General features: G+C 59.9%; 29 protein-coding genes. 15 read left to right on the forward strand and 14 right to left on the reverse strand.

Going from position 1 to position 24582, the window contains the following annotated elements; all coding sequences use genetic code 11:
• Positions 1 to 32: 32 nt before the first annotated feature.
• The 3 genes from ACYJRZ_RS07340 to ACYJRZ_RS07350 all read right to left on the reverse strand — a co-directional run bounded on the left by ACYJRZ_RS07340 (position 33) and on the right by ACYJRZ_RS07350 (position 4751).
• On the reverse strand, positions 33 to 2378 hold the full coding sequence (locus ACYJRZ_RS07340; protein WP_459458679.1) for a methyl-accepting chemotaxis protein: 2346 nt from the start codon (positions 2376 to 2378) through the stop codon (positions 33 to 35).
• Between the two features lie 193 nt (positions 2379 to 2571).
• Positions 2572 to 3471, reverse strand: a complete 900-nt coding sequence (locus tag ACYJRZ_RS07345; protein WP_459457554.1) for a ribokinase — start codon at positions 3469 to 3471, stop codon at positions 2572 to 2574.
• 101 nt (positions 3472 to 3572) lie between these two features.
• Complete coding sequence (locus ACYJRZ_RS07350) at positions 3573 to 4751, reverse strand: DNA recombination protein RmuC (protein ID WP_459457556.1); 1179 nt, start codon at positions 4749 to 4751, stop codon at positions 3573 to 3575.
• Between the two features lie 186 nt (positions 4752 to 4937).
• Here ACYJRZ_RS07350 and def point away from each other — a divergent pair, with 186 nt between their 5' ends.
• From def to arsC (ACYJRZ_RS07380), 6 genes are all read left to right on the forward strand, one after another.
• The gene (gene def / locus ACYJRZ_RS07355; RefSeq protein WP_459457558.1) at positions 4938 to 5453 is read left to right on the forward strand and encodes a peptide deformylase; all 516 of its coding nucleotides are present in this window, start codon (positions 4938 to 4940) and stop codon (positions 5451 to 5453) included.
• Positions 5454 to 5506: 53 nt separating this feature from the next.
• Positions 5507 to 5809, forward strand: coding sequence for a FitA-like ribbon-helix-helix domain-containing protein (locus tag ACYJRZ_RS07360; RefSeq protein WP_374429984.1), 303 nt, complete (start codon positions 5507 to 5509; stop codon positions 5807 to 5809).
• Positions 5806 to 6216, forward strand: coding sequence for a PIN domain-containing protein (locus tag ACYJRZ_RS07365; protein WP_459457560.1), 411 nt, complete (start codon positions 5806 to 5808; stop codon positions 6214 to 6216). Before ACYJRZ_RS07360 ends, ACYJRZ_RS07365 begins: the two co-directional genes overlap by 4 nt.
• Positions 6217 to 6287: 71 nt before the next feature.
• Positions 6288 to 7235, forward strand: a complete 948-nt coding sequence (fmt, locus tag ACYJRZ_RS07370) for a methionyl-tRNA formyltransferase (protein WP_459457562.1) — start codon at positions 6288 to 6290, stop codon at positions 7233 to 7235.
• On the forward strand, positions 7235 to 8041 hold the full coding sequence (truA, locus tag ACYJRZ_RS07375) for a tRNA pseudouridine(38-40) synthase TruA (protein ID WP_459457564.1): 807 nt from the start codon (positions 7235 to 7237) through the stop codon (positions 8039 to 8041). Before fmt ends, truA begins: the two co-directional genes overlap by 1 nt.
• The gene (arsC, locus tag ACYJRZ_RS07380; protein ID WP_459457566.1) at positions 8019 to 8420 is read left to right on the forward strand and encodes an arsenate reductase (glutaredoxin); all 402 of its coding nucleotides are present in this window, start codon (positions 8019 to 8021) and stop codon (positions 8418 to 8420) included. Before truA ends, arsC (ACYJRZ_RS07380) begins: the two co-directional genes overlap by 23 nt.
• Before the next feature lie 9 nt (positions 8421 to 8429).
• On the opposite strand, the gene ACYJRZ_RS07385 is transcribed toward arsC (ACYJRZ_RS07380), so the two are convergent.
• The 3 genes from ACYJRZ_RS07385 to dapD all read right to left on the reverse strand — a co-directional run bounded on the left by ACYJRZ_RS07385 (position 8430) and on the right by dapD (position 11225).
• Positions 8430 to 9029, reverse strand: coding sequence for a hypothetical protein (locus ACYJRZ_RS07385; RefSeq protein WP_459457568.1), 600 nt, complete (start codon positions 9027 to 9029; stop codon positions 8430 to 8432).
• The gene (gene dapE / locus ACYJRZ_RS07390) at positions 9016 to 10209 is read right to left on the reverse strand and encodes a succinyl-diaminopimelate desuccinylase (protein ID WP_459457570.1); all 1194 of its coding nucleotides are present in this window, start codon (positions 10207 to 10209) and stop codon (positions 9016 to 9018) included. Before dapE ends, ACYJRZ_RS07385 begins: the two co-directional genes overlap by 14 nt.
• Positions 10210 to 10367: 158 nt before the next feature.
• Positions 10368 to 11225 (reverse strand): 2,3,4,5-tetrahydropyridine-2,6-dicarboxylate N-succinyltransferase, encoded by an 858-nt coding sequence (gene dapD / locus ACYJRZ_RS07395; RefSeq protein WP_459457572.1) that lies wholly within the window; start codon positions 11223 to 11225, stop codon positions 10368 to 10370.
• Positions 11226 to 11440: 215 nt separating this feature from the next.
• Between dapD and ACYJRZ_RS07400 the strand changes: the two genes are divergently transcribed.
• A complete protein-coding gene (locus tag ACYJRZ_RS07400) occupies positions 11441 to 12328 on the forward strand; it encodes an LOG family protein (RefSeq protein WP_459457574.1) in 888 nt (295 codons plus the stop codon).
• Positions 12329 to 12400: 72 nt separating this feature from the next.
• Here ACYJRZ_RS07400 and ACYJRZ_RS07405 read toward each other — a convergent pair whose 3' ends face one another.
• Both ACYJRZ_RS07405 and ACYJRZ_RS07410 read right to left on the reverse strand, forming a co-directional pair.
• Entirely contained in the window at positions 12401 to 13063 is a 663-nt protein-coding gene (locus ACYJRZ_RS07405; RefSeq protein WP_459457575.1) for an EF-hand domain-containing protein, read from the reverse strand.
• A gap of 113 nt (positions 13064 to 13176) precedes the next feature.
• Positions 13177 to 13881: a pyrimidine 5'-nucleotidase gene (locus ACYJRZ_RS07410; RefSeq protein ID WP_459457577.1), complete on the reverse strand. Its 705-nt coding sequence runs from the start codon at positions 13879 to 13881 to the stop codon at positions 13177 to 13179.
• A 215-nt stretch (positions 13882 to 14096) separates the two neighbouring features.
• Here ACYJRZ_RS07410 and ACYJRZ_RS07415 point away from each other — a divergent pair, with 215 nt between their 5' ends.
• Positions 14097 to 14867, forward strand: coding sequence for an isocitrate lyase/PEP mutase family protein (locus tag ACYJRZ_RS07415; protein WP_459457579.1), 771 nt, complete (start codon positions 14097 to 14099; stop codon positions 14865 to 14867).
• A gap of 66 nt (positions 14868 to 14933) precedes the next feature.
• On the opposite strand, the gene argB is transcribed toward ACYJRZ_RS07415, so the two are convergent.
• Entirely contained in the window at positions 14934 to 15821 is an 888-nt protein-coding gene (gene argB, locus ACYJRZ_RS07420) for an acetylglutamate kinase (RefSeq protein ID WP_095433831.1), read from the reverse strand.
• 180 nt (positions 15822 to 16001) lie between these two features.
• On the opposite strand from argB, the gene ACYJRZ_RS07425 reads away from it, so the two are divergent.
• The 3 genes from ACYJRZ_RS07425 to ACYJRZ_RS07435 all read left to right on the forward strand — a co-directional run bounded on the left by ACYJRZ_RS07425 (position 16002) and on the right by ACYJRZ_RS07435 (position 17921).
• Complete coding sequence (locus ACYJRZ_RS07425) at positions 16002 to 16544, forward strand: sigma-70 family RNA polymerase sigma factor (protein ID WP_459457581.1); 543 nt, start codon at positions 16002 to 16004, stop codon at positions 16542 to 16544.
• On the forward strand, positions 16541 to 17254 hold the full coding sequence (locus ACYJRZ_RS07430; protein ID WP_459457583.1) for an anti-sigma factor: 714 nt from the start codon (positions 16541 to 16543) through the stop codon (positions 17252 to 17254). The genes ACYJRZ_RS07425 and ACYJRZ_RS07430 overlap by 4 nt, the downstream gene beginning before the upstream one ends.
• Positions 17255 to 17363: 109 nt before the next feature.
• Positions 17364 to 17921 carry a fasciclin domain-containing protein gene (locus ACYJRZ_RS07435; RefSeq protein WP_459457585.1) on the forward strand — a complete coding sequence of 186 codons (558 nt, stop codon included), beginning with the start codon at positions 17364 to 17366 and terminating at the stop codon, positions 17919 to 17921.
• Positions 17922 to 17996: 75 nt separating this feature from the next.
• On the opposite strand, the gene yihA is transcribed toward ACYJRZ_RS07435, so the two are convergent.
• Both yihA and ACYJRZ_RS07445 read right to left on the reverse strand, forming a co-directional pair.
• Positions 17997 to 18656 carry a ribosome biogenesis GTP-binding protein YihA/YsxC gene (yihA, locus tag ACYJRZ_RS07440; RefSeq protein WP_459457587.1) on the reverse strand — a complete coding sequence of 220 codons (660 nt, stop codon included), beginning with the start codon at positions 18654 to 18656 and terminating at the stop codon, positions 17997 to 17999.
• A 124-nt stretch (positions 18657 to 18780) separates the two neighbouring features.
• Positions 18781 to 19293, reverse strand: coding sequence for a DUF6428 family protein (locus ACYJRZ_RS07445; protein ID WP_459457589.1), 513 nt, complete (start codon positions 19291 to 19293; stop codon positions 18781 to 18783).
• A 42-nt stretch (positions 19294 to 19335) separates the two neighbouring features.
• Between ACYJRZ_RS07445 and ACYJRZ_RS07450 the strand changes: the two genes are divergently transcribed.
• The 4 genes from ACYJRZ_RS07450 to arsK are packed head-to-tail and all read left to right on the forward strand — an operon-like array spanning position 19336 to position 22009.
• Positions 19336 to 19689, forward strand: a complete 354-nt coding sequence (locus ACYJRZ_RS07450; protein ID WP_459457591.1) for an ArsR/SmtB family transcription factor — start codon at positions 19336 to 19338, stop codon at positions 19687 to 19689.
• Positions 19690 to 19714: 25 nt separating this feature from the next.
• On the forward strand, positions 19715 to 20416 hold the full coding sequence (locus ACYJRZ_RS07455) for an aquaporin (protein WP_459457593.1): 702 nt from the start codon (positions 19715 to 19717) through the stop codon (positions 20414 to 20416).
• Positions 20413 to 20841: an arsenate reductase (glutaredoxin) gene (gene arsC / locus ACYJRZ_RS07460; RefSeq protein ID WP_459457595.1), complete on the forward strand. Its 429-nt coding sequence runs from the start codon at positions 20413 to 20415 to the stop codon at positions 20839 to 20841. The genes ACYJRZ_RS07455 and arsC (ACYJRZ_RS07460) overlap by 4 nt, the downstream gene beginning before the upstream one ends.
• Positions 20798 to 22009, forward strand: a complete 1212-nt coding sequence (gene arsK / locus ACYJRZ_RS07465) for an arsenite efflux MFS transporter ArsK (RefSeq protein ID WP_459457597.1) — start codon at positions 20798 to 20800, stop codon at positions 22007 to 22009. Before arsC (ACYJRZ_RS07460) ends, arsK begins: the two co-directional genes overlap by 44 nt.
• A gap of 92 nt (positions 22010 to 22101) precedes the next feature.
• On the opposite strand, the gene yidC is transcribed toward arsK, so the two are convergent.
• Genes yidC through rpmH form a run of 3 tightly spaced genes read right to left on the reverse strand, consistent with a single transcriptional unit; the run spans position 22102 to position 24465 of the window.
• Positions 22102 to 23904 (reverse strand): membrane protein insertase YidC, encoded by a 1803-nt coding sequence (gene yidC, locus ACYJRZ_RS07470; protein ID WP_459458681.1) that lies wholly within the window; start codon positions 23902 to 23904, stop codon positions 22102 to 22104.
• Positions 23904 to 24305 (reverse strand): ribonuclease P protein component, encoded by a 402-nt coding sequence (gene rnpA / locus ACYJRZ_RS07475; protein ID WP_015338668.1) that lies wholly within the window; start codon positions 24303 to 24305, stop codon positions 23904 to 23906. The genes yidC and rnpA overlap by 1 nt, the downstream gene beginning before the upstream one ends.
• Before the next feature lie 25 nt (positions 24306 to 24330).
• Positions 24331 to 24465: a 50S ribosomal protein L34 gene (gene rpmH, locus ACYJRZ_RS07480; RefSeq protein WP_041677194.1), complete on the reverse strand. Its 135-nt coding sequence runs from the start codon at positions 24463 to 24465 to the stop codon at positions 24331 to 24333.
• Positions 24466 to 24582 lie beyond the last annotated feature (117 nt).

The following is a 24582-nucleotide window of genomic DNA, read 5'->3' on the forward strand; positions in this document are numbered from 1 at the left end:
CGGCCTTCGTATTTTATCCGTCTAAGGTGGGCTCAGAATTCTTCCCAGTCGTCCTGGGCGAGTGCGTTGGCGCCCTGGGTCTGCGGAACTGCTTTGCGTGCCGGTGCGGCCGCAGGTGCTGGTGCCCGGCGAGGAGCGACCGGAGCCCGCATCTGTTGAGCGGTTGCCCGCAACGCGCTGGCATTATCCTGAACGGCGCGTGCAGTGCGGAAGCGCGCAACGAGCGCTCTGAGCGACTGGGCTTCTTCGGCAAGCGCGACGCTTGAGGCCGTGGTTTCCTCGACCATCGCGGCATTCTGCTGGGTTACCTGATCCATCTGGTTCATGGCCGAGTTGATTTCCTTCAGGCCGATGGCCTGCTCGCTGGCGGAGGCGGAGATCTGGCGGATCAGGCCGTTGATCTCCATGACCTGCTGGGCGATTTTGTGCAGGGCATCGCCCGTGCGGCCGACCAGATCGACGCCTTCCTTGACCTGTCCGGCAGAGGCATTGATCAAAGTCTTGATCTCCTTGGCGGCATTGGCCGAGCGTTGGGCCAGTTCACGCACTTCCTGCGCGACAACGGCGAAGCCCTTGCCTGCCTCGCCGGCACGGGCCGCTTCGACGCCGGCATTAAGCGCGAGAAGGTTGGTCTGGAAGGCGATTTCGTCGATGACGCCGATAATGCGCGACACCTCCTGCGACGATTGCTCGATGCCGTGCATGGAGGCGATGGCCTTTTGCACGATCTCGCCGGAATGCTCGGCATCCTCTGATGCGGCATTGACGCTGCTGGCTGCCGTACGGGCGTTCTCGGCGCTGGAATTGACCTGCGCGGTTAGCTCGTTGAGGGCGGCGGCAGTCTCTTCCAGGCTTGCCGCCTGTTGTTCGGTGCGGCGGGCGAGGTCCGAGGCGCTGTTGCTGATTTCGCCGGTGCCGCTGCCGATATTGCCGACGCTGACATTGACGGTATGAACCGTCTCTTCGAGACTTGCCAGCGCGGCATTGAAGTCCTGCTTGAGCTGGGCATATTCGCCGGGGAAGTCGTCCGTGATCCGCTGAGTGAGATTGCCCTTTGAGAGCTCAGCGAGGCTTTGGCCGAGAATGCTGACGATATGGCGCTGCAGGGCGACGCTCTCGTTGCGTTCGCTCTCAGAGCGACGGCGCTCACCTTCGGCAGCCAGGCGCTGATCGTTGGCTTCACCTTCGAGGCGCTTCGTGTCGGCAAGCGCAAAGCGGAAACCTTCCAGAGCCTTGGCGACCGAGCCAACTTCATCTGCACCCGCTTGGCCGACGACCGGTTCGGCATAATTGCCGGTGCTGAGGCGATTGACGCTAGCAACGAGACCCGCGAGCGGCTTCTGCACGAAACCGCGTACGGCCACGTAGAGGGCGAGCATGACGGCGGCCAGCACGAGGATTCCGGCAACGATCATCATATAGGTCTGATCGCGTACCGGAGCTGCAATGGCGCTATGCGGTACGTCGATGAGAACAACCCAGGTGGCGTTGAGCCCGGGAACGGCGAAGGGATAGACGACGCGGTCGAACGCTTCGCTGCCATTTTCGGAGAGGTTCTTAAGGACGCTTGGGGAAGAGGTTGTCAGCGCCGCCTTGATCACATCGGCACCGGAGCCGTTATAGTCTTTCATCAGCAGGCCGGCGCTTGGCGCAACCAGCCACTTGTTGTCCTGGGAAACGAGGAGGACGCGACCGTTGCCGAACGGCTGCATTTTCTGCAGTTTCGCGGAAAGCGAATTGAGGGAGATGTCGACGCCCGCAACGCCGATCAGCTTTCCGCCCGACAAGACCGGGTAAGCGATCGAACTCATGGTCGTCGGAACGTCGGTGCCCTGCGCGAGATAAGGCGGGGTGATCGCGCCTTTGCCGCTGTCGGCAGCAAGCTTCCACCAGGCAGCACTGTAATCATTATCGAAAGTCGAGAACTGGATGCCGCCATCCTTCGTCTTCGACCAATAGGGCGTGAAGGCGCCCTTGTCGTTGACGCCCTCGTCCTTGTTGTTGGCGAGCTCCGTCGTCTTGCCGTCGAAGGTGCCGAGCTGTTCGCAGAACCAGCTGCCGAAGGCAAAGGCATTCTGTTCGACATTCGCCTTGAGGATATTGATGATGCCCTTGCGATCGAAGGTATGGCCTTCGTGACCGCGTGCGAGGATACCAGCCATGGAGCGGGCGGCGCTAGCCAGTTCGCCGACATTGGCGGCGATCTCGTTGGAAATGGATTTGGCCTCGGTATTTGCCTGATCCATCGTCAGCGTCTCGACGCGATCGCGGGTCTGGGAAATCAGCAGAAAATTGGAAACCAGCAGAACGAGTGCGATCGCCAGCCCGGTGACCAAGATGAGCTTGGCCGCAAGCGACTTCATGCGAAAGATGAACATCATTTCCTCGAAAAAGCGATGCGTCGGATACACATTATCCGAATGCAGGGTCGGCGCAGGATGGCCCTGTCATGGAGCCGCCATGAAAATTCCTGCCGCGGCCGGAAGGCTATACACGCCAGGCCAGAGGAGAATGATAGCGAAGCGCAAAAATTTAATTAATTGCGCTTCGCAAGGGTCAAGAAATTTACCGTTAAAGTTCTTCGGCGACTTCGCTCGCAACCGGGATAGATGGCTGTGCGCCCGGCTTCAGGCAGGCGAGCGAACCGGCGACGGCGGCGCGGCGCAGACTGGTTTCAAAATCCAGACCCTGATCGAGGCTCGCGGCAAAATAGCCGCAGAAGGTATCGCCTGCACCGACCGTGTCGACCGGCTCGATCACGAGGCCCTTGGCGCGTGCGAGCTCGCCGTCGCGAATGGCGATGACGCCGTCGCCGCCAAGCGTGACGATCAGCGTCTGGCCGGTTTCGCCATGAAGGCGGACAAGGGCAGCCTCGCGCTCGGATGCCGACATGTTATCCTGCCCGGCCAGTCTCTCGAATTCCGTCTCGTTGGCGATGACGATATCGGCAAGCCGGCCAAGGCGGGCTGCCTCCGGGATAAGGGGGGCGAGATTGAGCACGGTGCGCACACCCTTTGCTTTCGCAGCGTTGAGCGCGGTTTCGACGGCGGCGACGGGTATTTCGAGCTGAAGCATCAGCGTATCGCCGGCATTCAGAGCAGCGACGGCGGAGGCCGCGTGTTCGGCGGTATTCGTACCATTGGCGCCCGGCACAACGGCGATCATGTTCTCACCGTCGCCGCCCACGAGGATGAGAGCCGTACCGGTCGGTTCGGACACACGCCGGACGGTAGAAAGATCGGTTTCCGCCGCATTGAGCAAGGCAAGCGCAGGCTCCGCGAAGGCATCATTGCCGACCGCCCCACTGAGGCGGACCGTCGCACCGGCACGGCGTGCAGCCAGTGCCTGGTTGGCACCCTTGCCGCCGGCGGCTGTGGAAAAGCCGTTGCCGGCAACCGTTTCGCCCGGCTTCGGCAAACGATCCGTGGTGGCGATGAGGTCCATGTTGATGGAGCCGAAAATAGTGATCATGCAATGTCCTGCCCTGGGTGTTGCGCCTGCATGATCCTGCCCAAAGGCTGCCTTTGTCTTTTCGGATCATGCATCGATTGGGCGCGACACTGCCGAAGCGATCAGTCTTCGTCAACTACCCTAAGCTTGAGTTGGCTTGTGCGGTTGTCGGCAGGCTTGGGCCGTTCTTCCGCGCGCGCCTTGGCGGGCTCTTTCACGGCCTCGAATTCCAGCGCCTCTATCCGCTCGCCGCGCCTCGCGAGCTTGTCGGCAGAAGTGACGATCATGTCGACATCCTTCTGCGCCATAGCGAAATGCCCTTGCAGCTTGCGCACCCGCTCGTCGAGGCGTGACAGGTCGTCCATCAGATGAGCCACTTCGCTCTGGATGACATGAGCCTGCTCGCGCATGCGCTGGTCCTTTAGGACAGCTTGGATGACCTGGATCGACAGCATCAGCAGCGAGGGCGAAACGATGACGATGCGCGCGCGCTGGGCTTTCTGCACGATTGCCTCGAAATTCTCGTGGATCTCGGCAAAGATCGACTCGGACGGCACGAAGAGAAAGGCCGTGTCCTGCGTCTCGCCGGGAAGCAGATATTTTTCCGAGATATCGCGGATATGCAGTTCCAGATCCCTCCGGAACTGCTGTGCGGCGATCTTGCCATGTTCGGGGCTGGTGGCGCTGCGAATGGCGTTCCAGGCTTCCAGTGGAAACTTGGCATCGATAACGAGCGGCGGCGATCCATTCGGCATGCGCACGGTGCAGTCCGGCCGCGAGCCGTTGGAAAGCGTTGTCTGAAATGCATAGGCACCCATGGGCAGCCCGTCGGCGATAATGGTTTCCATGCGCGCCTGTCCGAAGGCTCCGCGCGTCTGCTTATTGGAGAGAATGGCCTGCAAGCCGACCACATCCTTGGCGAGCGTCTGGATATTGGTCTGGGCGGCATCGATGACGGCAAGCCTTTCCTGCAGGCGGCGCAGGTTTTCATGCGTCGAGCGCGTCTGCTCTCCGATCGTCGCCGTCACTCGCTGTGACATGCCGTCGAGACGCTGGCCGATGGCCTGATTGAGCTCGGCCTGCCTGGAGCCGAAGACTTCTGCCATGGTGGCAAGCCGCCCCTGCATCTCCGCCTGTGACCGCAGCAGCGCCGCCATCGTATGCTCGGTATCGAGCTCATCGTCCTCGGCCCGTGCCCTGCCGCGGACGAAAAGGACGATGACTGCCATCGCAAGCAGGATAACGAGGCCGGTCAGAAGCTGGACCGTGGAAATGGCTTGGCCGAAGATGATGAAAGACATGAAACCTGGCGCACTGGTGAAGTTCTCATCGACACCATAGCAAAAATGATATGAATATCTAGATCAAAACGTGAACATAACTTCCAGACCAGTTACGCAGATCGAAATGGCGGCCGTTGAAAAAACACCGCCTCACCGCCATCTTGGCGATTCCATCGCACAACAAGATGCGTTATGGGAAACGTCATGACGATCAAGCCACTCATCATTTTGCCCGATCCGCTGCTCCGCCAGGCTTCCAAGCCCGTCGAGCAGATCGATACCGAAATTCAGCGCCTCGCCGACGACATGCTGGAAACCATGTATGACGCGCCGGGCATTGGCCTTGCAGCGATCCAGATCGGCGTCCCCCGCCGCATGCTCGTCATCGATGTCGCGCGCGAAGGCGAAGAGAAGAAGCCGCTGGTTTTCATCAATCCGGAAATCGTCGCGTCTTCGGACGATCGTTCGGTCTATGAGGAAGGCTGCCTCTCCATTCCGGATTATTACGCCGAGGTGGAGCGCCCGGCGCGCGTCACCGTCAAGCATCTGGACCGCAACGGCAAGGAGCAGCTCACCGAGGCGGATGGTCTGCTGGCGACCTGCGTGCAGCATGAGATCGACCACCTGAACGGCGTGCTCTTCATCGACTATATCTCGCGCTTGAAGCGCGAGATGGTGATCAAGAAGTTCACCAAGGCCGCGAAGTCCAAGGCTCTGTGATCCCCGGCTATTGAAAGATCGAGTTGCGATGCCTATGATATCATTGATATCAAATGGAGGCGCAAGTGAGCGATCTTTTGATTCGCGATATTTCCGAACCGATGAAGCAGGATATTGCAGAACGGGCAAAGCAGGCGGGGCGCAGCCTCTCAGAAGAAGCAAAAGAGCTTTTGCAAAAGGCGCTGATCGCGGAGAAAGCCGCGACGGAGAGCCCTCGATTGTCTGCCTGGGACTTTCTTCGGCCAATTCTCTACGATGGCGATGACGCGGCGGCAACGGAATATGCCCGTATCATGGATGAGATCGAAGCAGAGAGAAAGAAGGACTTCGGCCGCCCGGTGGAAGATTTTGAATGATCCTGCTCGACACAAATGTCATTTCGGAATTGCAAAAACCTGCACCCGATCAAAATGTTGGTGTTTGGATGAAGGCTCGATCCAGCACGGAATTCTATCTTTGCGATGTTGTCGTGATGGAGCAGTCCTACGGTGCGGAGCGCTTCTTACTCCGCACCGGATCGGATCGTTATGCGCAAATTTTCAATGCATTGCTTGCGTCGTTCCAAGGTAGGATACTTCGGTTCGATCAAAAGTCCGCTATTGAAACAGGACGCATTCGCGCACGTTCGGGACATCAGATTTCCATACAAGACGCCATGATCGCCGCTATCTGCCTTGCGAATGGCGCGACATTGGCGACGCGTAATACAAAAGACTTCGAGGGGCTTGATCTCAAGCTCGTAAACCCGTTTGAAGGCGGCTAGTGTTGGACCCGATGGCACGTGTCTCCGCCGGTGGGTCATTCGAAACCTGATATCTTAGCCGGATGGATCGCATGTCGCTCAACATCATCTTTATGGGAACGCCCGAATTCTCCGTGCCGACATTGCGGTCCCTGATCGATGCCGGTCACAAGATTCGTGCCGTTTATACGCAGCCGCCACGTCCCGGCGGCCGGCGAGGGCTCGACCTGCAGAAATCGCCGGTGCATCAGGCGGCCGAATTGCTGGGCCTGCCGGTTTTCACGCCCATCAACTTCAAGGATCCGGACGAGCGTCAGCGTTTTCGCGATCTGAATGCCGATGTCGCCGTCGTCGTCGCTTATGGCCTGCTGCTACCGGAAGCGATCCTGACCGGTACGCGCCTCGGCTGCTACAACGGTCACGCCTCACTGCTGCCGCGCTGGCGCGGCGCTGCACCGATCCAGCGAGCGATCATGGCCGGCGACAAAAAAACCGGCATGATGGTGATGAAGATGGACAAGGGGCTCGATACCGGTCCGGTCGCGCTGGCACGCGAAGTTGAGATCGGCGACACCATGACCGCGGGTGAACTGCATGACAAGCTGATGCTCGTGGGTGCAAAGGCCATGGCCGAGGTCATGAACAAGCTGGAGCACGATGAGCTGCCATTGACCGTGCAGCCATCCGAAGGCGTTCTTTATGCCGCAAAGATCGGCAAAGGCGAAACGCGCATCGATTTCGGCAGGCCGGCAGCCGATGTCCATAATCACATTCGCGGCCTGTCGCCTTTTCCCGGCGCCTGGTTCGAGGCCGACATTGCCGGCCGCCCCGAACGCATCAAGGTTTTGGGTTCGGAATTGACAGAGGGCAACGGAGCCTCCGGTCAGGTCCTGACGGATGATCTCGTCATCGCCTGCGCTTCTGGCGCCGTCAAATTGACGAAGCTGCAGAAGGCCGGCGGCAAGCCCTTGGCTGCTGCTGATTTCCTGCGTGGCACGCCGATCTCGCCGGGCACCGTGCTCGCCTCGGAGCAAGCCTGATGCCGCGTTACAAGATGATCGTCGAATATGACGGCATCCCCTATGTCGGCTGGCAGCGCCAGGAAAACGGTCCCTCTGTGCAGGGTGCGATCGAAGGCGCAATTCTGTCCTTGACCGGCGAAACGGTTTCGATCCGGGGCGCTGGGCGCACCGATTCCGGCGTCCATGCTATGGGGCAGGTTATGCATGCCGACCTTTCCAAGGAATGGAAGGTCTATACCCTGCGCAATGCCCTGAACGCCCACCTGAAGCTTGCCGGTAACCGTATCGCCATTCTCGATATCGTCGAGGTCGACCAAAGCTTCGATGCGCGCTTTTCAGCCATCCGCCGCCACTATCTCTATCGTATCATCGCGCGCCGTGCGCCGCTTGCGCTGGAAGCTGGACGCGCCTGGTGGGTGCCGAAGGATATGGACCACGAGGCCATGCATGCTGCGGCCCAGACCCTTGTGGGCCGGCACGATTTCACCACCTTCCGCTCGGCGCATTGCCAGGCAAACAGCCCGGTGCGCACGCTCGATCGGCTGGATGTGACGCGCAGCGGCGAGCTGATCGAGATCCGCGCCACGGCGCAAAGCTTCCTGCACAATCAGATCCGCTCCTTCGCCGGCACATTGAAGCTCGCGGGCGAGGGTAAATGGTCGCCGGACGATGTGCGTGCTGCGCTCGAAGCAAAAGATCGCAAGGCCTGCGGCCCTGTCGCCCCGCCGGATGGGCTCTATTTCATGCAAGTGGATTATCGTGACGGTGCCGGTTCGGCCGGCAGCGAAGGAGAGACTATCGATGACGGTGACGATCTATCATAATCCGGCTTGCGGCACATCGCGCAATACGCCGGCGATGATCCGCCAATCGGGTGAGGAACCCGTTGTCATCGAGTATCTGAAGACCCCGCCGAGCCGCGAACAACTGGTGGCGCTCCTTGCAGCCATCGGCCTGACCGTTCGCGATATTCTCAGGCAGAAAGGGACGCCCTATGACGAACTCGGCTTTAGCAACCCTGATCTCACTGAGGATCAACTGCTTGACCGGATGATCGAACACCCGATCCTGATCAACCGCACGATCGTCGTGACCGAGAAAGGCGTACGCCTCTGCCGCCCCTCCGAACTCGTGCTCGATATTCTGCCGAACCCCGATATCGGCCCCTTCATCAAGGAAGACGGCGAAGTCGTCATTCGTTAGACGTTGGCGTCAGATCGGCGGATAGACGCCGAGGAAGCGTTGCAGAAAATCCGTCAGCAGAATGGTAGGGATCAGCAGCACGAGTGTCAGCGCGCCGATGAAGAGCGGATGCGTGCCGCAGATCATTCGAAGCATCCGGGCCAGCGAAAATATGATCGCGATCATCAGGACGAGCCATAGCAGCGCCGCCAATCCACTGGAACCTGGAACGAAGGCGATCAGAGCGATGAGCAGTGCATTAAGATAGGATGTCGGCACGCCAAGCCAGTTCACCACCACAACGATCGGCGTGAACTTCTCGCCAAAACGGAAAAACAGCAGCAATACGCCGGCAAGAACCAGCGGAATCAGCCAATTCGCCGCCTCGACCAGCGCCAGCCTCAGGAAAAAGGCCAGGCCGGTCGCTGTTTCGGGCGGCATGGCACGCAGATAGGCCTGCTGCCACCACAGCCAGGAAATGCCAATCGATGGAAGGCTCCAGAAAATCGCCCAGAAGGAGCGCAGCATGCCGCGATCCGAAATGTCCAGATATTGGAATCCGCGTGCGTCCATCCGGATCAGCAGCCACAGGCCGGACAGGTAGTATTGGACTTCCTTAAAGCTCGGCATTCTCGAACCAGCGTTGGATGAAGGCCCGGTAGATCTCGGTCAGCGTTTCGAGATCTGAGAGCGCCACGCGTTCGTCGACCATATGCATGGTCTGGCCGACAAGCCCGAATTCCACGACGGGGCAGTAGTCCTTGATGAAGCGGGCATCGGACGTGCCGCCGGTGGTCGACAGCGCCGGCCTTTGACCGGTGATGTTTTCGATGGCGGACGAGAGCGAGGCGATGAGCGCATTGTTGCGCGTCAGGAAGACCTGGCTCGGGCGCTCCGACCAGACGATCTCGTATTTCGCCGGCGGACGCCCGGGCCGCAGCGTCTCATCGGCGGCGGCCGCATCCAGGCGTGCCAGGATTTCCGCCTTCAGCGTATCGGCGGTCCAGGTGTCGTTGAATCGGATGTTGAAGGCAGCAGTCGCCTTGGCGGGAATGACATTGGTTGCGGTATTGCCGACGTCGATCGTCGTCACTTCGAGGTTCGACGGCTGGAAATTGTCCGTGCCGGCATCGAAGGGTGGATCGAGCAGCGCTTCCGTTAGCTTGATGATGCTGCGCACGGGATTGTCGGCAAGGTGCGGATAGGCGGCGTGGCCTTGAATCCCGTGGACCGTGATGGTACCGGAGATCGAGCCGCGGCGACCGATCTTGATCATGTCGCCGAGTCGGTCAGGGTTGGTCGGTTCGCCGACGAGCGAGGCATCCCATGTCTCGCCGCGCTCGGCCGCCCATTGCAGCAGCTTCACCGTGCCGTTGATCGCGGGTCCTTCTTCGTCGCCGGTGATCAGGAAGGAGATCGAGCCGGCGGGTTTGCCATGCTTCTCGATGTGACGCGCAACCGCTGCCACGAAGCAGGCGATGCCGCCCTTCATGTCGACGGCGCCACGGCCGAAAAGCTCGCCATTGGCGATTTCGGCAGCAAAAGGCGGATGGCTCCAGGAAGCGGCATCGCCGACCGGCACGACATCCGTATGGCCGGCAAACATCAGATGCGGTCCGTCCGTGCCGAGCCGCGCATAGAGATTTTCGATATCGGGCGTTCCCGGCTCGCTCGCCGTCATGCGCTCGATCTTGAAGCCGAGTGGCTGCAGCATATCGGCAAGCGCGGTCAGCGCGCCGCCTTCGGCCGGGGTGACGGAGGCGCAGCGGATCAGAGTCTGCAGGTTCGTGATGGGATTGGTAACAGTCATCGGAGGCAATTTATCCGGCGGGAAATGGCAAAGCGATGGCAAAGGATCAGTGGCGACTCGAAAATCTTTGCCGCGATTCCAGCAATCGCACAGGCATGCTCACCCGGCAAGCATGAGGGAAGCGCGATATGGCAACCGCGCTTCCGAAAATTTCAAAATCAGTCGCGCAGCAGCTCGTTGATGCCGGTCTTCGAGCGGGTCTTCTCATCGACGCGCTTGACGATGACGGCGCAATAGAGGCTCGGAGCTGGCTGGCCGTTCGCCATGGTGTTGCCGCTCGGCAGCGCGCCGGCGACGACGACCGAGTAGGGCGGAACTTCGCCATAGGTGATCTCGCCGGTGGCGCGATCGACGATCTTGGTGGATTTGCCGATGAACACGCCCATGCCGAGCACGGAGCCTTCGCGGATGATGCAGCCTTCGACGACTTCGGAGCGGGCGCCGATGAAGCAATTGTCTTCGATAATGGTCGGGCCGGCCTGCATCGGCTCCAGCACGCCGCCGATGCCGACGCCACCGGAAAGATGCACATGCTTGCCGATCTGGGCGCAGGAGCCGACCGTCGCCCAGGTGTCGACCATGGTGCCTTCACCGACATAGGCGCCGAGATTGACGAAGGACGGCATCAGGATGGCATTGGGGGCGATATAGGCGGAATGACGCACGACGGCGTTCGGTACGGCGCGGAAACCCGCTTCGCGGAAGCGGTTTTCACCCCAGCCTTCAAACTTCGAGGGAACCTTGTCCCACCAGGTGGCGCCGCCGGAGCCGCCTTCGACGATCTTCATGTCGTTCAGGCGAAAGGAGAGCAGAACCGCTTTCTTAAGCCACTGGTTGACAGTCCAGCTCCCATCGGCCCCACGCTCGGCCACACGGACCTTGCCGCTATCGAGGAGATTGAGCGCCGTTTCGACGGCATCGCGGACTTCGCCGCGCGTCGACGTGTTCACATTGTCGCGATTGTCGAAGGCAGCCTCGATGGACTTTTCGAGGGAGGCGAGGTCGGTAGCGCTCATGGGAATTCCTTACAACGTCGGGGCCTATCGTGATTTCCGGAGAAAGGTCCGGATGCGGTCGATTGGTCCTATAGCATGGATGCCGAAAATGGAATGTCTTTTCCGCGCCGATTGAGCTTGGATTCAAGGCGTTGTAGGGGCATATGCAAGAGCTTGGCTATTTCCGTTCGCGGACGGAAACGGCCCGTCATGATCGATTTGAAAGGCATCAGTAGATGAGCAAGGGGAAGAACGGCAGGCTGAGGCGCAAGGACGGGGTTTGGGACCCGTTGAAGACGAGCTCGGCGGACAAGCAGCGAGCCGAGTCGGTGCCGCGCACGCCGCAGTCGATGTCGCCGTCCTACCGCCTTGCCTATGCGGACGAAGATTTCCTGTGCCGCGAGGAACTACGGCCGATCCGCCTGCAGTTGGAACTGCTGAAGACCGAAATGTCGCTTACCGAGCGCGGCATCAAATCGACCGTCGTCATGTTCGGTGGCGCGCGCATTCCCGCCCCCGGCACCAATGCCTGGGCTGCCCGCAACGACGTGCAGCGCGCCAATCTCGAGGCGGCATCGGTTTATTACGAAGAGGCACGCAAGTTCGCCCGGCTTTGCTCGCGCTATTCCGCCGGCTTCGGCTTCCATGAATATGTCGTCGTCACCGGCGGTGGCCCTGGCGTGATGGAAGCGGGCAATCGCGGTGCGGCCGAAGAGGGGGCTCCCTCTATCGGCCTCAATATCGTCCTGCCGCATGAGCAGGCGCCAAACGCCTATGTGACGCCGGAACTCAGCTTCAACTTCCATTATTTCGCAATCCGCAAGATGCACTTCATGGTGCGCGCCAAGGCGATCGCTGTGTTCCCCGGTGGCTTCGGCACGATGGACGAGCTGTTCGAATGCCTGACGCTCATCCAGACCGGCCGCATGGAGCGCCTGCCGCTTATTCTCTTCGGCGAAAAATTCTGGCGCAACATCATCAATTTCGAGGCGCTGGCGGAGTTCGGCACCATCGCGCCCGACGATGTGAACCTTATCAGCTTTGTCGATACCGCCGACGAAGCCTGGAAGATCGTCGCCGATTTCTACGAGCACGACAACGGTAACCACGACAACGGTCACTGAAAAATGGAAAGCCCGCCGTCGCTTAGGTGAGGGCGGGCTTTCATTCATCGGACTATCGCCGGGGCGATGGGCTTAGAGCAGCGGGCGGCCCGGCATGTCGTCGAGGTTGACGACACCATCGTGGTTGCGGTCCAGCCGGTCGAAGACTTTGTTCATGGCGTCTTCGGCCTCCTTCTTACTGATCTGGCCGCTTTGATCGGTATCGGCAAAGCGGAAGATCATCGCCTCATGCATGAAGCGGCCATGCGGTCTGTGATGGCGATGGCCTTCGCCGCCCGTGTCATTGTCGTTTTTAGCCTGGTCGGCCGGAGCCTGATTATCCTGGGCCTGATTATCCTGGGCCTGATTGCTTTGCGCCTGGCCGTTTGGAGCCTGATCGCCATCGGCCTTTGCGTGTTCGGCCTGCCACTGCTTCATCTGCTCCTGGCGATAGGCGCGATATTCGCCGGGAGTGATCTCACCGTCATGATCGACGTCGACCTTGTCGAAGATCTTGTCGACGCCGGCCTTCACTTCATCCTTGGTGAGCTTCGTATCGCCGGGATTGCCGAATTCCTTCAGCATGCGCACGTAAAGGACTTCAGGTGAAAAATGCGGTCTGTGCCACCGGCCTTCGTGATGATGGTGCCTGCCCCCACGGTCGCCACCATGCGAAGCGGCGAGCGCCACCTGTGCGGCACCGCCGAGAAGCAGGGTTGCGGAAAGTCCGGCCAGAAGAAGTTTTTTCCCGTTCATCGCTTTTCCTTTCGTGTCGAGGAATGGTCAAACGATAGGGTTGGCGGTCGAAAACGACCAATTAAACCTCTGTAAGGCGCATGAAACTTTCGTAACCAGGTCCTGATGGAGAGTTAAACCAGCGCCTTCAGGAAGGTAGTGAGGTCGTCGGTCACGTAGTCGATGTGGTCGTCTTCACCGGTGGTCCGTTCCCACCATTCGACGACCGTCGTCTCAAGATTTTGCGGCACGAGAAGCACCGTCTTCATGCCGAGCGCCTTCGGTACAGTAAGATTACGCGGCAGGTCCTCGAACATGGCCGCTCTCGTCGTATCGACGCGATGAAGGCTCATGAACTTGTCATAGGTGCTGCCGGCGGGTTTCGGCACGTAGTCGGCCGCGACGATATCGAAAATATCGTCGAAGCCATCGAGGATGCCGAGTGCGCCGGCCGTCGCCTGGGCGTGTTTGACGCTGCCGTTGGTGAAGATGAACTTGCGGCCCGGCAATGCCTTGATGGCGGCGGCGAGCTCCGGCTGCGGCGCCAGCGCCGAATAGTCGATTGCGTGCGCCTTCTCCAGGAAGTCGTTAGGGTCGATGCCGTGGTGGATCATCAATCCCTGCAGGGTCGTGCCGTGATCGAGATAATATTGCTTCTGCAGCTTGCGAGCGTCTTCGCGCTCCATCTGCAGCAGCGCCGAAACATAGGCCGTCATGTTTTTGTCGATCTGCGCGAAGAGATCGACATGATGCGGATAGAGCGTATTGTCGAGATCGAACACCCAATCGCGGATATCAGAGAAATCGGATGGTTCGGATAAAGTTTTTGTCTGGTTCATAGGGCCTTATCGCATGCCCTTTCCTGAAAGGGGAAGGAAAATATTCATGCTGCAGCATGCAGGTCACGATGGCGAGATTGCCGGATGATTCAATGCCGGCTATGATTTTACTATTGATTTCCCGGGTTTTACTCTATCTGCCGTGTGAGGGAGGGCTTAAGCTCTTCGGGTCGAGGAGCGGAAATCACCCGTCAGGGCTTTTCGGAGGGGATGCGATGAGTCAGGTGGAAAAGGCGCAGGAATTCGCGCGGCTGCACAAGAAGGGCGAGCCGCTGATCCTTTTCAATATCTGGGATGCTGGCTCTGCCAAGGCTGTCACCGAAGCCGGCGCCAAAGCGCTGGCAACGGGGAGTTGGTCGGTCGCCGCCGCCAATGGTTTCGGGGATGGCCAGGCAATTCCGCTATCGCTGCTGGCGGTAACCGCCAGGCTAATTTCCGTGACGAGCCCGTTGCCTCTGTCGGTCGATTTCGAGGGCGGTTATGCAGTCGAACCCGATGAAGTCGCCGCCAATGTCGAAAAGATCATGGACCACGGCGCCATCGGCATCAATTTCGAAGACCAGGTGATCGGCGGCCACGGCGTTCATCCTATCGAGGTGCAGGCGGCCCGCATCCGCGCCATCCGCGAAATGGCCGATCGCCGGGAAATGCCCTTGTTCATCAACGCCCGCACCGATCTTTTCCTGCAGGAAAGCGATACGGCACATCATCAGCTCCTGCTGGATGAAGCCTATCAGCGCGCCGATGCTTTTGCCGAGGCTGGTGCCAGCGGTTTCTTCGCGCCGGGCCTGGTGGAACCGGAGTTGATCGGCGCCCTCTGCGAACGCTCGCCCCTGCCTGTTAACATCATGGTGCGCCCGACGACGCCGGACAATGAAACCATGGCAAGGCTGGGTGTCAGCCGCATCAGCTATGGACCGGCCCCTTACCGTTCGGTCATGGGAATGCTGAAAAGCGAGGCCGAAGCGATCTATCGGCCGTCCTGACGCGCCTGTCGACGCTTCGCAATCGCATGTGCGGAGCGTCTTTGAGACATTGCAGGCCAAGCTGCCTTACGGAACGATCAGCGTGCCCGCGCCGTGCTCGGTGAAGATTTCGAGCAGCACGGAATGGGCTGTCTTGCCGTTGAGGATAACCACGCCCTGAACACCGGCCTTGATGGCGTCGATGCAGGTCTCGACCTTTGGGATCATGCCGCCGGAAATCGTGCCGTCGGCGATCAGGGCATGCGCCTGGGCGACGGACAATTCCTTGATGAGCTGGCCCTGCTTGTCGAGGACGCCCGGAACATCCGTGAGGAAAAGCAGGCGCGTGGCGCTCAGCGCTCCGGCGATCGCGCCGGCAAAGGTATCGGCGTTGATGTTGTAGGTCGCGCCGTCGCGGCCGGGGGCAACCGGGGCGATGACCGGGATCATCTCGGACTTGGCAAGCAGATCGAGCAGCGTGCGGTCGACTTCGACCACTTCGCCCACGAAACCGAGATCGAGCACGCGCTCGATGTTGGAATCTGGGTCCTTGATGGTCTTGCGCGCCTTTTCGGCGAAGACCATGTTGCCGTCCTTGCCGCAAAGGCCGATCGCCCATTCGCCGGTCTGGTTGATCAGCGCGACGATTTCCTTGTTGATCGAGCCGGCGAGCACCATTTCGACGATCTCGACCGTCTTCTGGTCAGTGACGCGCAACCCGCCTTCGAACTTCGATTCGATGCCCATCTTCGTCAGCATGGCGCCGATCTGCGGGCCACCGCCATGGACGACGATCGGGTTGACGCCGGACTGCTTCAGGAGAGCGATATCGGCCGCAAAGGCCTTGCCAAGTTCGACGTTGCCCATGGCATGACCACCATATTTCACGACGATGGTCTTGTTTTCGTAACGCTGCATATAGGGCAGCGCCTGTGCGAGCAGGTTGGCTTGGAGTTCGCTTTGGGCTTCGGACATGGTGCACCCTTCGGAATTGTTCGCGGGCCTTTTATCTCAAGTTTTTGACAGAGGGAATAATGATGTCGGCATAAGTTGATGCTGTGTCACAATAGCGCTGTCAAAATTGATCGCGTCGGTGAGCTTGCCTGGGCGTACTTTTGTCTTAATGTTGAGCCAGGCGTCTGGGTGGGGTGTTGGATGACGGCGAGCGAGGAGACGGAAGCGCTGATCGGCCGCGTCGCCATGCGTGATCAGAAAGCCTTTGCTGCGCTTTACAAGCGTACCAGCCCGAAACTTCTCGGTGTTTGCCTGCGTATCGTCGGCAACAAAACGGATGCGGAAGAGGTTTTGCAGGAGGTCTATATCAAGGTCTGGCAGCGAGCCGAACAATTTGCTGTTGCGGAAGGGCCTGCGATGCCCTGGCTGACGGCAATCGCGCGCAATCGAGCCATCGATTTCGTTCGTGCCCGCAAGCCGATAGCCGATGAAATAGATAGCGCCTACGATCTCGCCGACCTGGAACCCGGCCCCGAAGAGCAAGCAATCGTGAAGGGGGAGGGAAGGCGGATTGACAGGTGCATGGAAGAGTTGGAAGCTGATCGCGCGCGGGCAGTTCGCAGCGCCTATGTCGAGGGCTTGAGCTACCAGGAGCTCGCCGACCAACACGCTGTACCATTGAACACGATGCGCACCTGGCTGCGTCGAAGCCTGATCAGACTGAGAGAGTGCATGGACAGATGAGTACGCCCGATCAAAGCAAGGGAGGCCGCTCCCGCGATGAAGTCCTGGCCGGAGAATATGTGCTTGGCGTGCTCTCCCTGGAGGACCGGCAGAAGGTCGAGCGCCGGATGCGCAGCGACCGCCAGTTTGCCGCCATCGTCAGCCGCTGGGAGCAGAACCTCTCGGAATTCAACGAGGAATATGAAACGGTGACGCCCTCTTCTTCGGTCTATCCGAAGATCGAGAAGCGGATTTTCGGTGACGTGGCATTCGGTGCCCAGCTCTGGAATTCCCTTTTGATCTGGCGTTCGGTGGCCTTCGGTTCGCTGTTCTTGGCGGCCGGCGTTCTCGTCTTTGCGATCACGAATGAGGGCGTCCCGCGCGGGACATCGGGCAAGCAATTGACCGCATCCCTCTCCGGCCAGAACAGCCCGATCACGCTCCTCGCCAATTATGACGCTGCCAATGGGCGCTTGAAGGTGACGCCGGTCGCTGCCGGCAAACCGGAAGAAAAGTCGCTTGAGCTTTGGCTGATTCGCGGCAGCGATCCGGCCGAGGCGCTGGGCGTTCTGCCGCAGGGCGGCGATGGTGAAATCATCCTCCCGTCGGAACTTCACGCTAAATTGACGGAGGGCGCAATCATCGCCGTCAGCGTCGAGCCCTTTGGCGGTTCGCCGACCGGCAAACCGACGGGCGATGTCGTCGCTTCCGGTACTATCCATTTGCCCTGAGGAATTTCTGCTCGCGAAAAGCGATCGACGCTGAAACTGTTTGCCAGCGCGCTCCGTATCTTCTTCCGACCCCGCCCGATCGGGGCAATATAGAGGAAGAGGAGACGTTATGATCAAGACCGTATTTCGCATTGCTGCCGCAGCTGCAATGCTCTCCGCTGCAAGCAGTCTTGCCTATGCCAAGGACCCGATGGTCGGCGGCGCTGCGATGTATGCCAGCAAGAACATCATCCAGAATGCCGTGAACTCCAAGGACCACACGACCCTGGTCGCAGCCGTTAAGGCGGCTGGCCTCGTCGATACGCTTGAGGGCAAGGGCCCATTCACCGTCTTCGCGCCGACCAATGAAGCGTTCAAACAATTGCCGGCGGGCACGGTCGAAACATTGCTGAAGCCTGAGAACAAGGAGAAGTTGGTCAAGATCCTGACCTGCCATGTCGTGGCCGGTGACGACATGGCGGCCGCCATCGATAAATGGGCAAAGAGCAAAGGCGGTGAATACGATCTGAAGACCGTCGGTGGCTGCACGATCAAGGCTATGGCCAAGGGCAGCAAGCTGACGTTGACCGACGAAGCGGGCGGCACCGCTCACATCACCATCGCCGACGTCAAACAGTCGAACGGCGTAATCCATGTCGTCGACAAAGTGTTGTTGCCGAAGATGTAATCCCCATCGGCAACACGGTCGTCGTCTCCTGATACGAGGTCAGGGGGCGGCGGCTGCGTTAGATCGATGCCATCCTCAAACCTGGATGCCGACCGTCACGCCAATGGCCTCGCGCAACTCCTGAAGACCAACGCCCTTTTCCGATGACGTGGCAAGGATGCCGGGATAGGCGGCGGCGCGCTTACGAATTTTTTCAGCGGTATCGGCGAGCAGCTTCGGTATGCCCGCCTCTTTGATCTTGTCGGTCTTGGTCAGCACGATCTGATAGGAAACTGCCGCCTTGTCGAGAAGGTCCAGAACCTCCGCATCGTTCTTCTTGATACCATGCCGGCTGTCGATCAGTACATAGACGCGCTTCAGCGTCGTGCGTCCGCGCAGATAGTCGAATACCAGTTTCGTCCAGGCATCCACCTGATCCTTCGGTGCTTCGGCATAGCCGTAACCCGGCATGTCAACCAGAGCCATCGGTGGCAGGTCGCCGCTCTCGCCGGAAAAACCATCGGGAACGAAATAGTTGAGTTCCTGGGTGCGCCCCGGCGTATTCGAGGTACGCGCCAGCCCCTTATGCCCGACCAGGGCATTGATCAGCGACGACTTGCCGACATTGGAGCGGCCGGCAAAAGCGATTTCCGGCGGCCCTTCCGGCGGCAGAAATTTCATCGACGGCACGCCGCGAATGAAAATCCACGGACGCCCGAAAAGCGGCTTGTCGTCTTTTGTCGTCTGATCTGCCATTTGCTCAGTCTTTTGCTTGCGTTGATGGTCTGGCTTCGAGGTTTTGCTCAAGAAAGTCAAGTTTTGATCGGCATTTGGCTTCGTGCCGCCGAGCTTCGATGCCGCCTCAAAGAGTCGGTAATGGCTAACCGCAACACGTGACGGCATTTGCTGGGCCACAGCAAGCGGCCGCTTGAGCTTGCCCGACCAGCCACCGGTCACGCGGCTTGCAGCTAGCTGCGCGGGGAATGAGGTTGACATGCACCGCACCGTTACCGATAGCGGGAGTCGATGCACAGTAGAGCTGCATCGGCTGCACCCCGTCGCTTACTTCAAAGGTCAGCCTTGCGGAACCGTCGAGCTGCACGTGCTCGGAAACTTTGCCGATGATAGCGGCGAATTTGCCCGCTGGCATATGCGTGCGGTTGCCTTCGTCGATATCCCAAAGCTGCACGAAAATCTCCGCCCATGTTTCCGGATTGGCCCCGCAGTCCAGTGCCGAAAACTGCCCGGCTTTGACTTCTGTGACATGATAGCCCGGCCTCACCGGCCGTCCGTCATAGCGGAATATAAGGGGCAGATCGCGGGAAGCGGCCAAGGTCTCAAGCAGAAGGCCGATGCTGATATCCGAAGCTGGGGTCTTGTCGATCGTGTTCATTTGAGGTACTCCATATTTCAACGTTTCAAGGATTATTGAAATATGGATGAAGGTCAAGCCCTCGCTTCGTTCGGCGCTCTCTCTCAGGAGACCCGCCTGCAGATCGTCCGCATGCTCGTCGTTGCCGGTCCTGACGGCATGGCTGCGGGCGCGATTGCAGAAAAGCTCGACGTGTCGCCCTCGAATGTCTCGTTCCATCTGAAGGAACTGGATCGGGCCGGACTCGTGGGCCAGCAACGGGAATCCCGCTCTATCGTCTACACCGCCAACTACCATGTGCTCGGAGGTCTCGTCCGCTTCCTGATGGAGGACTGCTGCGCGGGGCACCCGGAGGTCTGCGCGCCGGCGACACAAGTCGCTGCCTGCTGCGTACCAGCTGCGAGAAACGTTCCTTGAATATGCTGATCTGGGGCCTGAAACCATGACATCTTTTCCGCTTTCGCGCCGTCTTTTCTCGGAGGCCTTGGGCACGGGTCTTCTGGTCACGACGGTGGTCGGTTCGGGCATCATGGCGGACAGGCTGACAACCGATACGGCGCTTGCGCTGCTCGCCAATACGCTGCCTACGGGTGCGATCCTCGTCGTGCTGATCACCGTCCTGGGGCCGATATCCGGCGCTCACTTCAACCCGGTCGTGTCGTTGGTCTTTGCGATACGCCGCGAGCTGACCTCGATGTCGGCTTTGGGCTATGTCGTCGCCCAGATCCTTGGCGGGATTTTCGGAACGATCCTTGCGCATGCCATGTTCGAACTGCCGTTGCTGCAGGCCTCGACGACCATTCGCAGCGGCGGCGCGCAATGGCTGGCCGAGGTGACGGCCACCTTCGGCCTTGTCTTCGTCATCCTCGCCGGGCTGCGGTTTCGCGCCGACGCCGTGGCATGGCTGGTCGGCCTCTACATCACGGCTGCGTACTGGTTCACCGCTTCCACCTCTTTCGCCAATCCGGCTGTCGCAATCGCCCGCTCGCTGACGAACACCTTCGCCGGCATCCGCCCTGTCGATCTGCCGGGTTTCATCGTCGCGGAAGTCCTCGGCGCATTGCTGGCGGTGTTGCTCGCGAGCTGGCTACTGATGGAAGCCCGCAATCCTCAAACTCTCGCTGAAACGGAACTTGCCCCATGACCATGGATGTCACGATCTACCACAATCCCGACTGCGGCACATCGCGCAATACGCTGGCGATGATCCGCAATGCCGGCATCGAGCCCATCGTCATCGAATATCTGAGCAATCCACCAAGTCGCGATGATCTCATCAAGATGATTGCCGATGCGGGTTTGACTGTCCGGCAGGCGATCCGCCAAAATGGCACGCCCTATGCCGAACTCCACCTCGACAATCCGGACCTGACCGATGCCCAGTTGCTCGAAGCCATGTTGAAGGATCCGATCCTGATCAACCGCCCGTTCGTCGTCACGCCCATAGGCACGCGCCTGGCCCGGCCTTCGGAAGTCGTCCTGGATATCTTGCCAGATACGCATAAAGGCCCGTTCGTAAAGGAAGATGGCGAGCAGGTTCTCGATGCTGACGGCAAGCGCCTTGTCTGAACGGGTGCCTCTTCTTGCCGTGCTTGCGCTCGGCATCACGCAGATTATCGGGTACGGCACTCTCTACTACAGTTTCAGCATCCTCGCGCCCGATATGGCTGCGCAGTTCGCGTGGTCGAGCGAATGGGTTTTCGGCGCGCTGTCAGCCGCGCTTCTGATCGGCGGCCTCACCGCACCATGGCTCGGCGTGCTGTTCGACAGGATCGGCGCCGCCCGAGTGATGACGATCGGCTCCCTCATAGCGGCTGTCGCCCTGGCCGCCTGTGCCTTTGCGCCCAACAAGGCAGCCTATGTCGCCGCACTTGTTGCGATCGAAGCTTCCGCCAACCTGGTCCAGTATGGCGCGGCCTTTGCGCTGCTCGTGCAAATCCGACCGCAGGTCGCCTCCCGCAGCATTACCTATCTGACGCTGATCGGCGGATTCGCCTCGACAATCTTCTGGCCGATGACCACGGCACTTCATGCGCATCTCACATGGCAGAACGTCTATTTGGCTTTCGCCGCGCTCAACCTTAGTATCTGCCTACCAATCCACGCCTGGTTGTCGCGTCAGGGAGTCTCGCGCGGTGCGAAGGCATCGACCGTAGCTCGGCGCGTAGAGGGTGTGTTGCCACCTGCTCGCCGTCGCCTTGGCTTTGCAATCATGGTTACGGGTTTTTCGCTGATGTCGCTGGTCAGTTCGGCCGTTCTGGTGCATCTGGTGCCACTGCTATCCGGCCTCGGTCTTAGTGCGACCGCCGCTCTCGTAGGGACGCTCTTCGGCCCATCGCAGGTCGGCAGCCGCCTCACCAATATGGTTTTCGGCAAGAACCTGCCAGCACTCCATCTGGCCGTGATCGCTTCGATGCTGATTCCGGCAGGTGTGCTGGTGCTTATGCTTTCGGCTCCCTCCTTGCCCGGCGCCATGGCCTTCGCGATGATCTTCGGCATGGGCAACGGCCTCCTCAGCATCGTCACCGGGACGTTGCCTCTGCATCTTTTCGGCAGTGACGGCTACGGGAAGCTTCAGGGGAAGATGATGGCGGCGCGGCTGATGCTTTCAGCTCTTGCCCCGTTCGCTCTGGCCTTCGCGATGGAGAATATCGGCATCACGCCGTCACTCGCCATCACGGCCGCTCTCGGCGGGCTTTCCATCGTTGCGCTATCTTCCATCGCAGCATTGCGATGAGCCATGATGGGCGGCGCATCGGTGCTGGAGGTCGCGTCGAACGCACCTGCCGCCGGAAAAAGAAAAGCCCCGCCGGAGCGAGGCTTTTGTCGTCATTTCGATGGCGCCGGTTTTCGTTTGAAGAGGCTCTTCAGATTGTCGAAGAGTTCCACCTTCACGCCGTGGCGCTTCATGATGATCGACTGCTGGATGACCGAGAGCGTGTTGTTCCAGGCCCAGTAGATCACAAGGCCGGCTGGGAAGCTTGCCAGCATGAACATGAAGACCAGCGGCATCCAGTTGAAGATCATCGCCTGGGTCGGATCGGGGGGCGTCGGGTTCATACGCATCTGGAAGAACATGGTGACGCCCATGATCAGCGGCCAGATGCCGAGATGCAGGAAGGTCGGAGCCGCAAAGGGCAGCAGGCCGAACAGGTTGACGATCGAGGTCGGATCCGGCGCGGAAAGATCCTGGATCCAGCCGAAGAACGGCGCGTGGCGCATCTCGATGGTGATGTAGATCACCTTGTAGAGCGAGAAGAAGATCGGGATCTGCAAGAGCACCGGCCAGCAGCCCGCGATCGGATTGATCTTCTCTTCCTTGTAGAGCTGCATGGTCGCCTGCTGCAGGGCCATGCGGTCGTCGCCAAACTTGGCCTTCAGTTCCTCCATCTTCGGCTGCACGCGCTTCATGTTCGCCATGGAGGCATATTGCCGGCTGGCGAGCGGGAAGAAGAGCGCCTTGACGACGATAGTGGTGCAGAGGATGGCGACGCCGAAATTGCCGAAGTAGCGGAAGAAGAAATCCATCAGCTTGAACATCGGCTTGGTGATGAAATAGAACCAGCCCCAGTCGATCAGGCGGTCGAAGCGCGGGATCGAATAGCTGGTCTCATAGCGGTCGATGACCGGAACTTCCTTGGCGCCGGCGAAGACGAGGTTCTTCAGGTCGATCGACTGGCCGGGGGCTACCGTGATCGCATCCTGCTTGTAATCTGCCTGATAACGCGGCGTGCCATCAGCGAAGTGCGAGAAGCGGGCGTCATAAGCGGTCGACTGCGGCGGCACGATGGTTGCGGCCCAATACTTGTCCGTCATGCCGAGCCAGCCGCCGGTCGCCTTGGCGGGCGTCGTGGCTTCCTTTTCGGTAGACGCATATTTGGTCTCGATCAGGCCGTCATCGCCGATAACGCCGATGAAACCTTCATGCAGGACGTAGGCGGAAGGCGTCTCGGGCTTGTTATAGCGGGTGACGCGGCCATAGCTCGACAGTGCAATCGGCGCCTGGCTGGCGTTGGCGATCTTGTCGGTGATCGTGAACATATAGCGATCGTCGACGGAGATCGTGCGGCTGAAGGTGATGCCCTTGTCATTGGTGTAGGAGAGCGTCACCGGCGTCTTGTCGGTCAGCTTGTCGCCGCTTGCGAGCTTCCAAAGCGTCGAAGGGCCGGGGACTGCACCGGTCGCGTCGCTGCCGACGTAGCCGAGTTCGGTGAAATAGCCATCCTTGGTGTCGGCCGGGCTGAACAACGTTATGATCGGGCTGCTCTTGTCGACAGTCTCGTGATAGGCCTTCAGACGGAGATCGTCGAGGCGGGCGCCTTCCAGGTTGATGGAGCCGGCAAGGGCCGGCGTATCGATGACAACGCGCGCGGATGCGGTCTTTTCGACCGACTGGTCACGGGTGAGGACCGCCGAGGTCGTCTGGCCGTTTGCCGGCAGCGAACCGTTGACCGCAGTGCCCGCAGGAGCTGGCTGCGTCGTCTGGGCCTGCTGCGCCTGCTGGTGCTGCTTGGCGGCCTGCTCGGCCTGACGCTGCGCTTCGAGGCGCGGGTTCATGTAGAAAAACTGCCAGCCGAGAACAATCAGCACGGACAGTGCAATTGCAATGAAGTAATTGCGGTTGTTTTCCATCATACTTTCCTGGAGCGGTCCTTTTCCGACCGCCGGTGTTTCGGCCTGGTTTCGATGCGGCTTACGAGTTCGCTCGCCAGTTTTTCGAAAGGCGCTGTCAGCACCTCGCGTCGCGCGACAACCACATAGTCGTGTCCGGGCTGCATTGCAAATCCGGCGTGAAGCCGCACGGCTTCTTTCAGCCTGCGCCGCATGCGGTTGCGCTCCACCGCGTTGCCATGTTTTTTGGTAACGGTAAAACCGACGCGGGGTTCGGCGTCGGCGGTCTTGCGGTCCAGCATTTCAATGAGGAAGAAGCTGCCTCTGCGCTTCTCGCCTTCACGGACTGCAAGAAACTGCGGCCGGCTTTTCAGCCGCCCGACAGTCTTTTTTGGTCGTTCATTCGTCAATTTGCCCGCCATCCTGGATTATCGGGCACTTCGGCCCTTAGGCCGAAAGACGCTTGCGGCCGCGATTACGGCGAGCGGAAAGAACCGCACGGCCGCCCTTGGTGGCCATGCGCGCACGGAAGCCGTGACGACGCTTGCGGACAAGCTTGGATGGTTGGTAGGTACGCTTCATTTATTTAAACACCGCGGAGTGCGGCCCTTCTTGAGCTTTGCTTTGAGCAACGAGCGCTGTTGATTATGGCGAACGGACTTAGCCCGCAAATGCAGGCACCATGACCGGACGTGCGCG

Source organism: Rhizobium sp. No.120, from assembly GCF_054558365.1.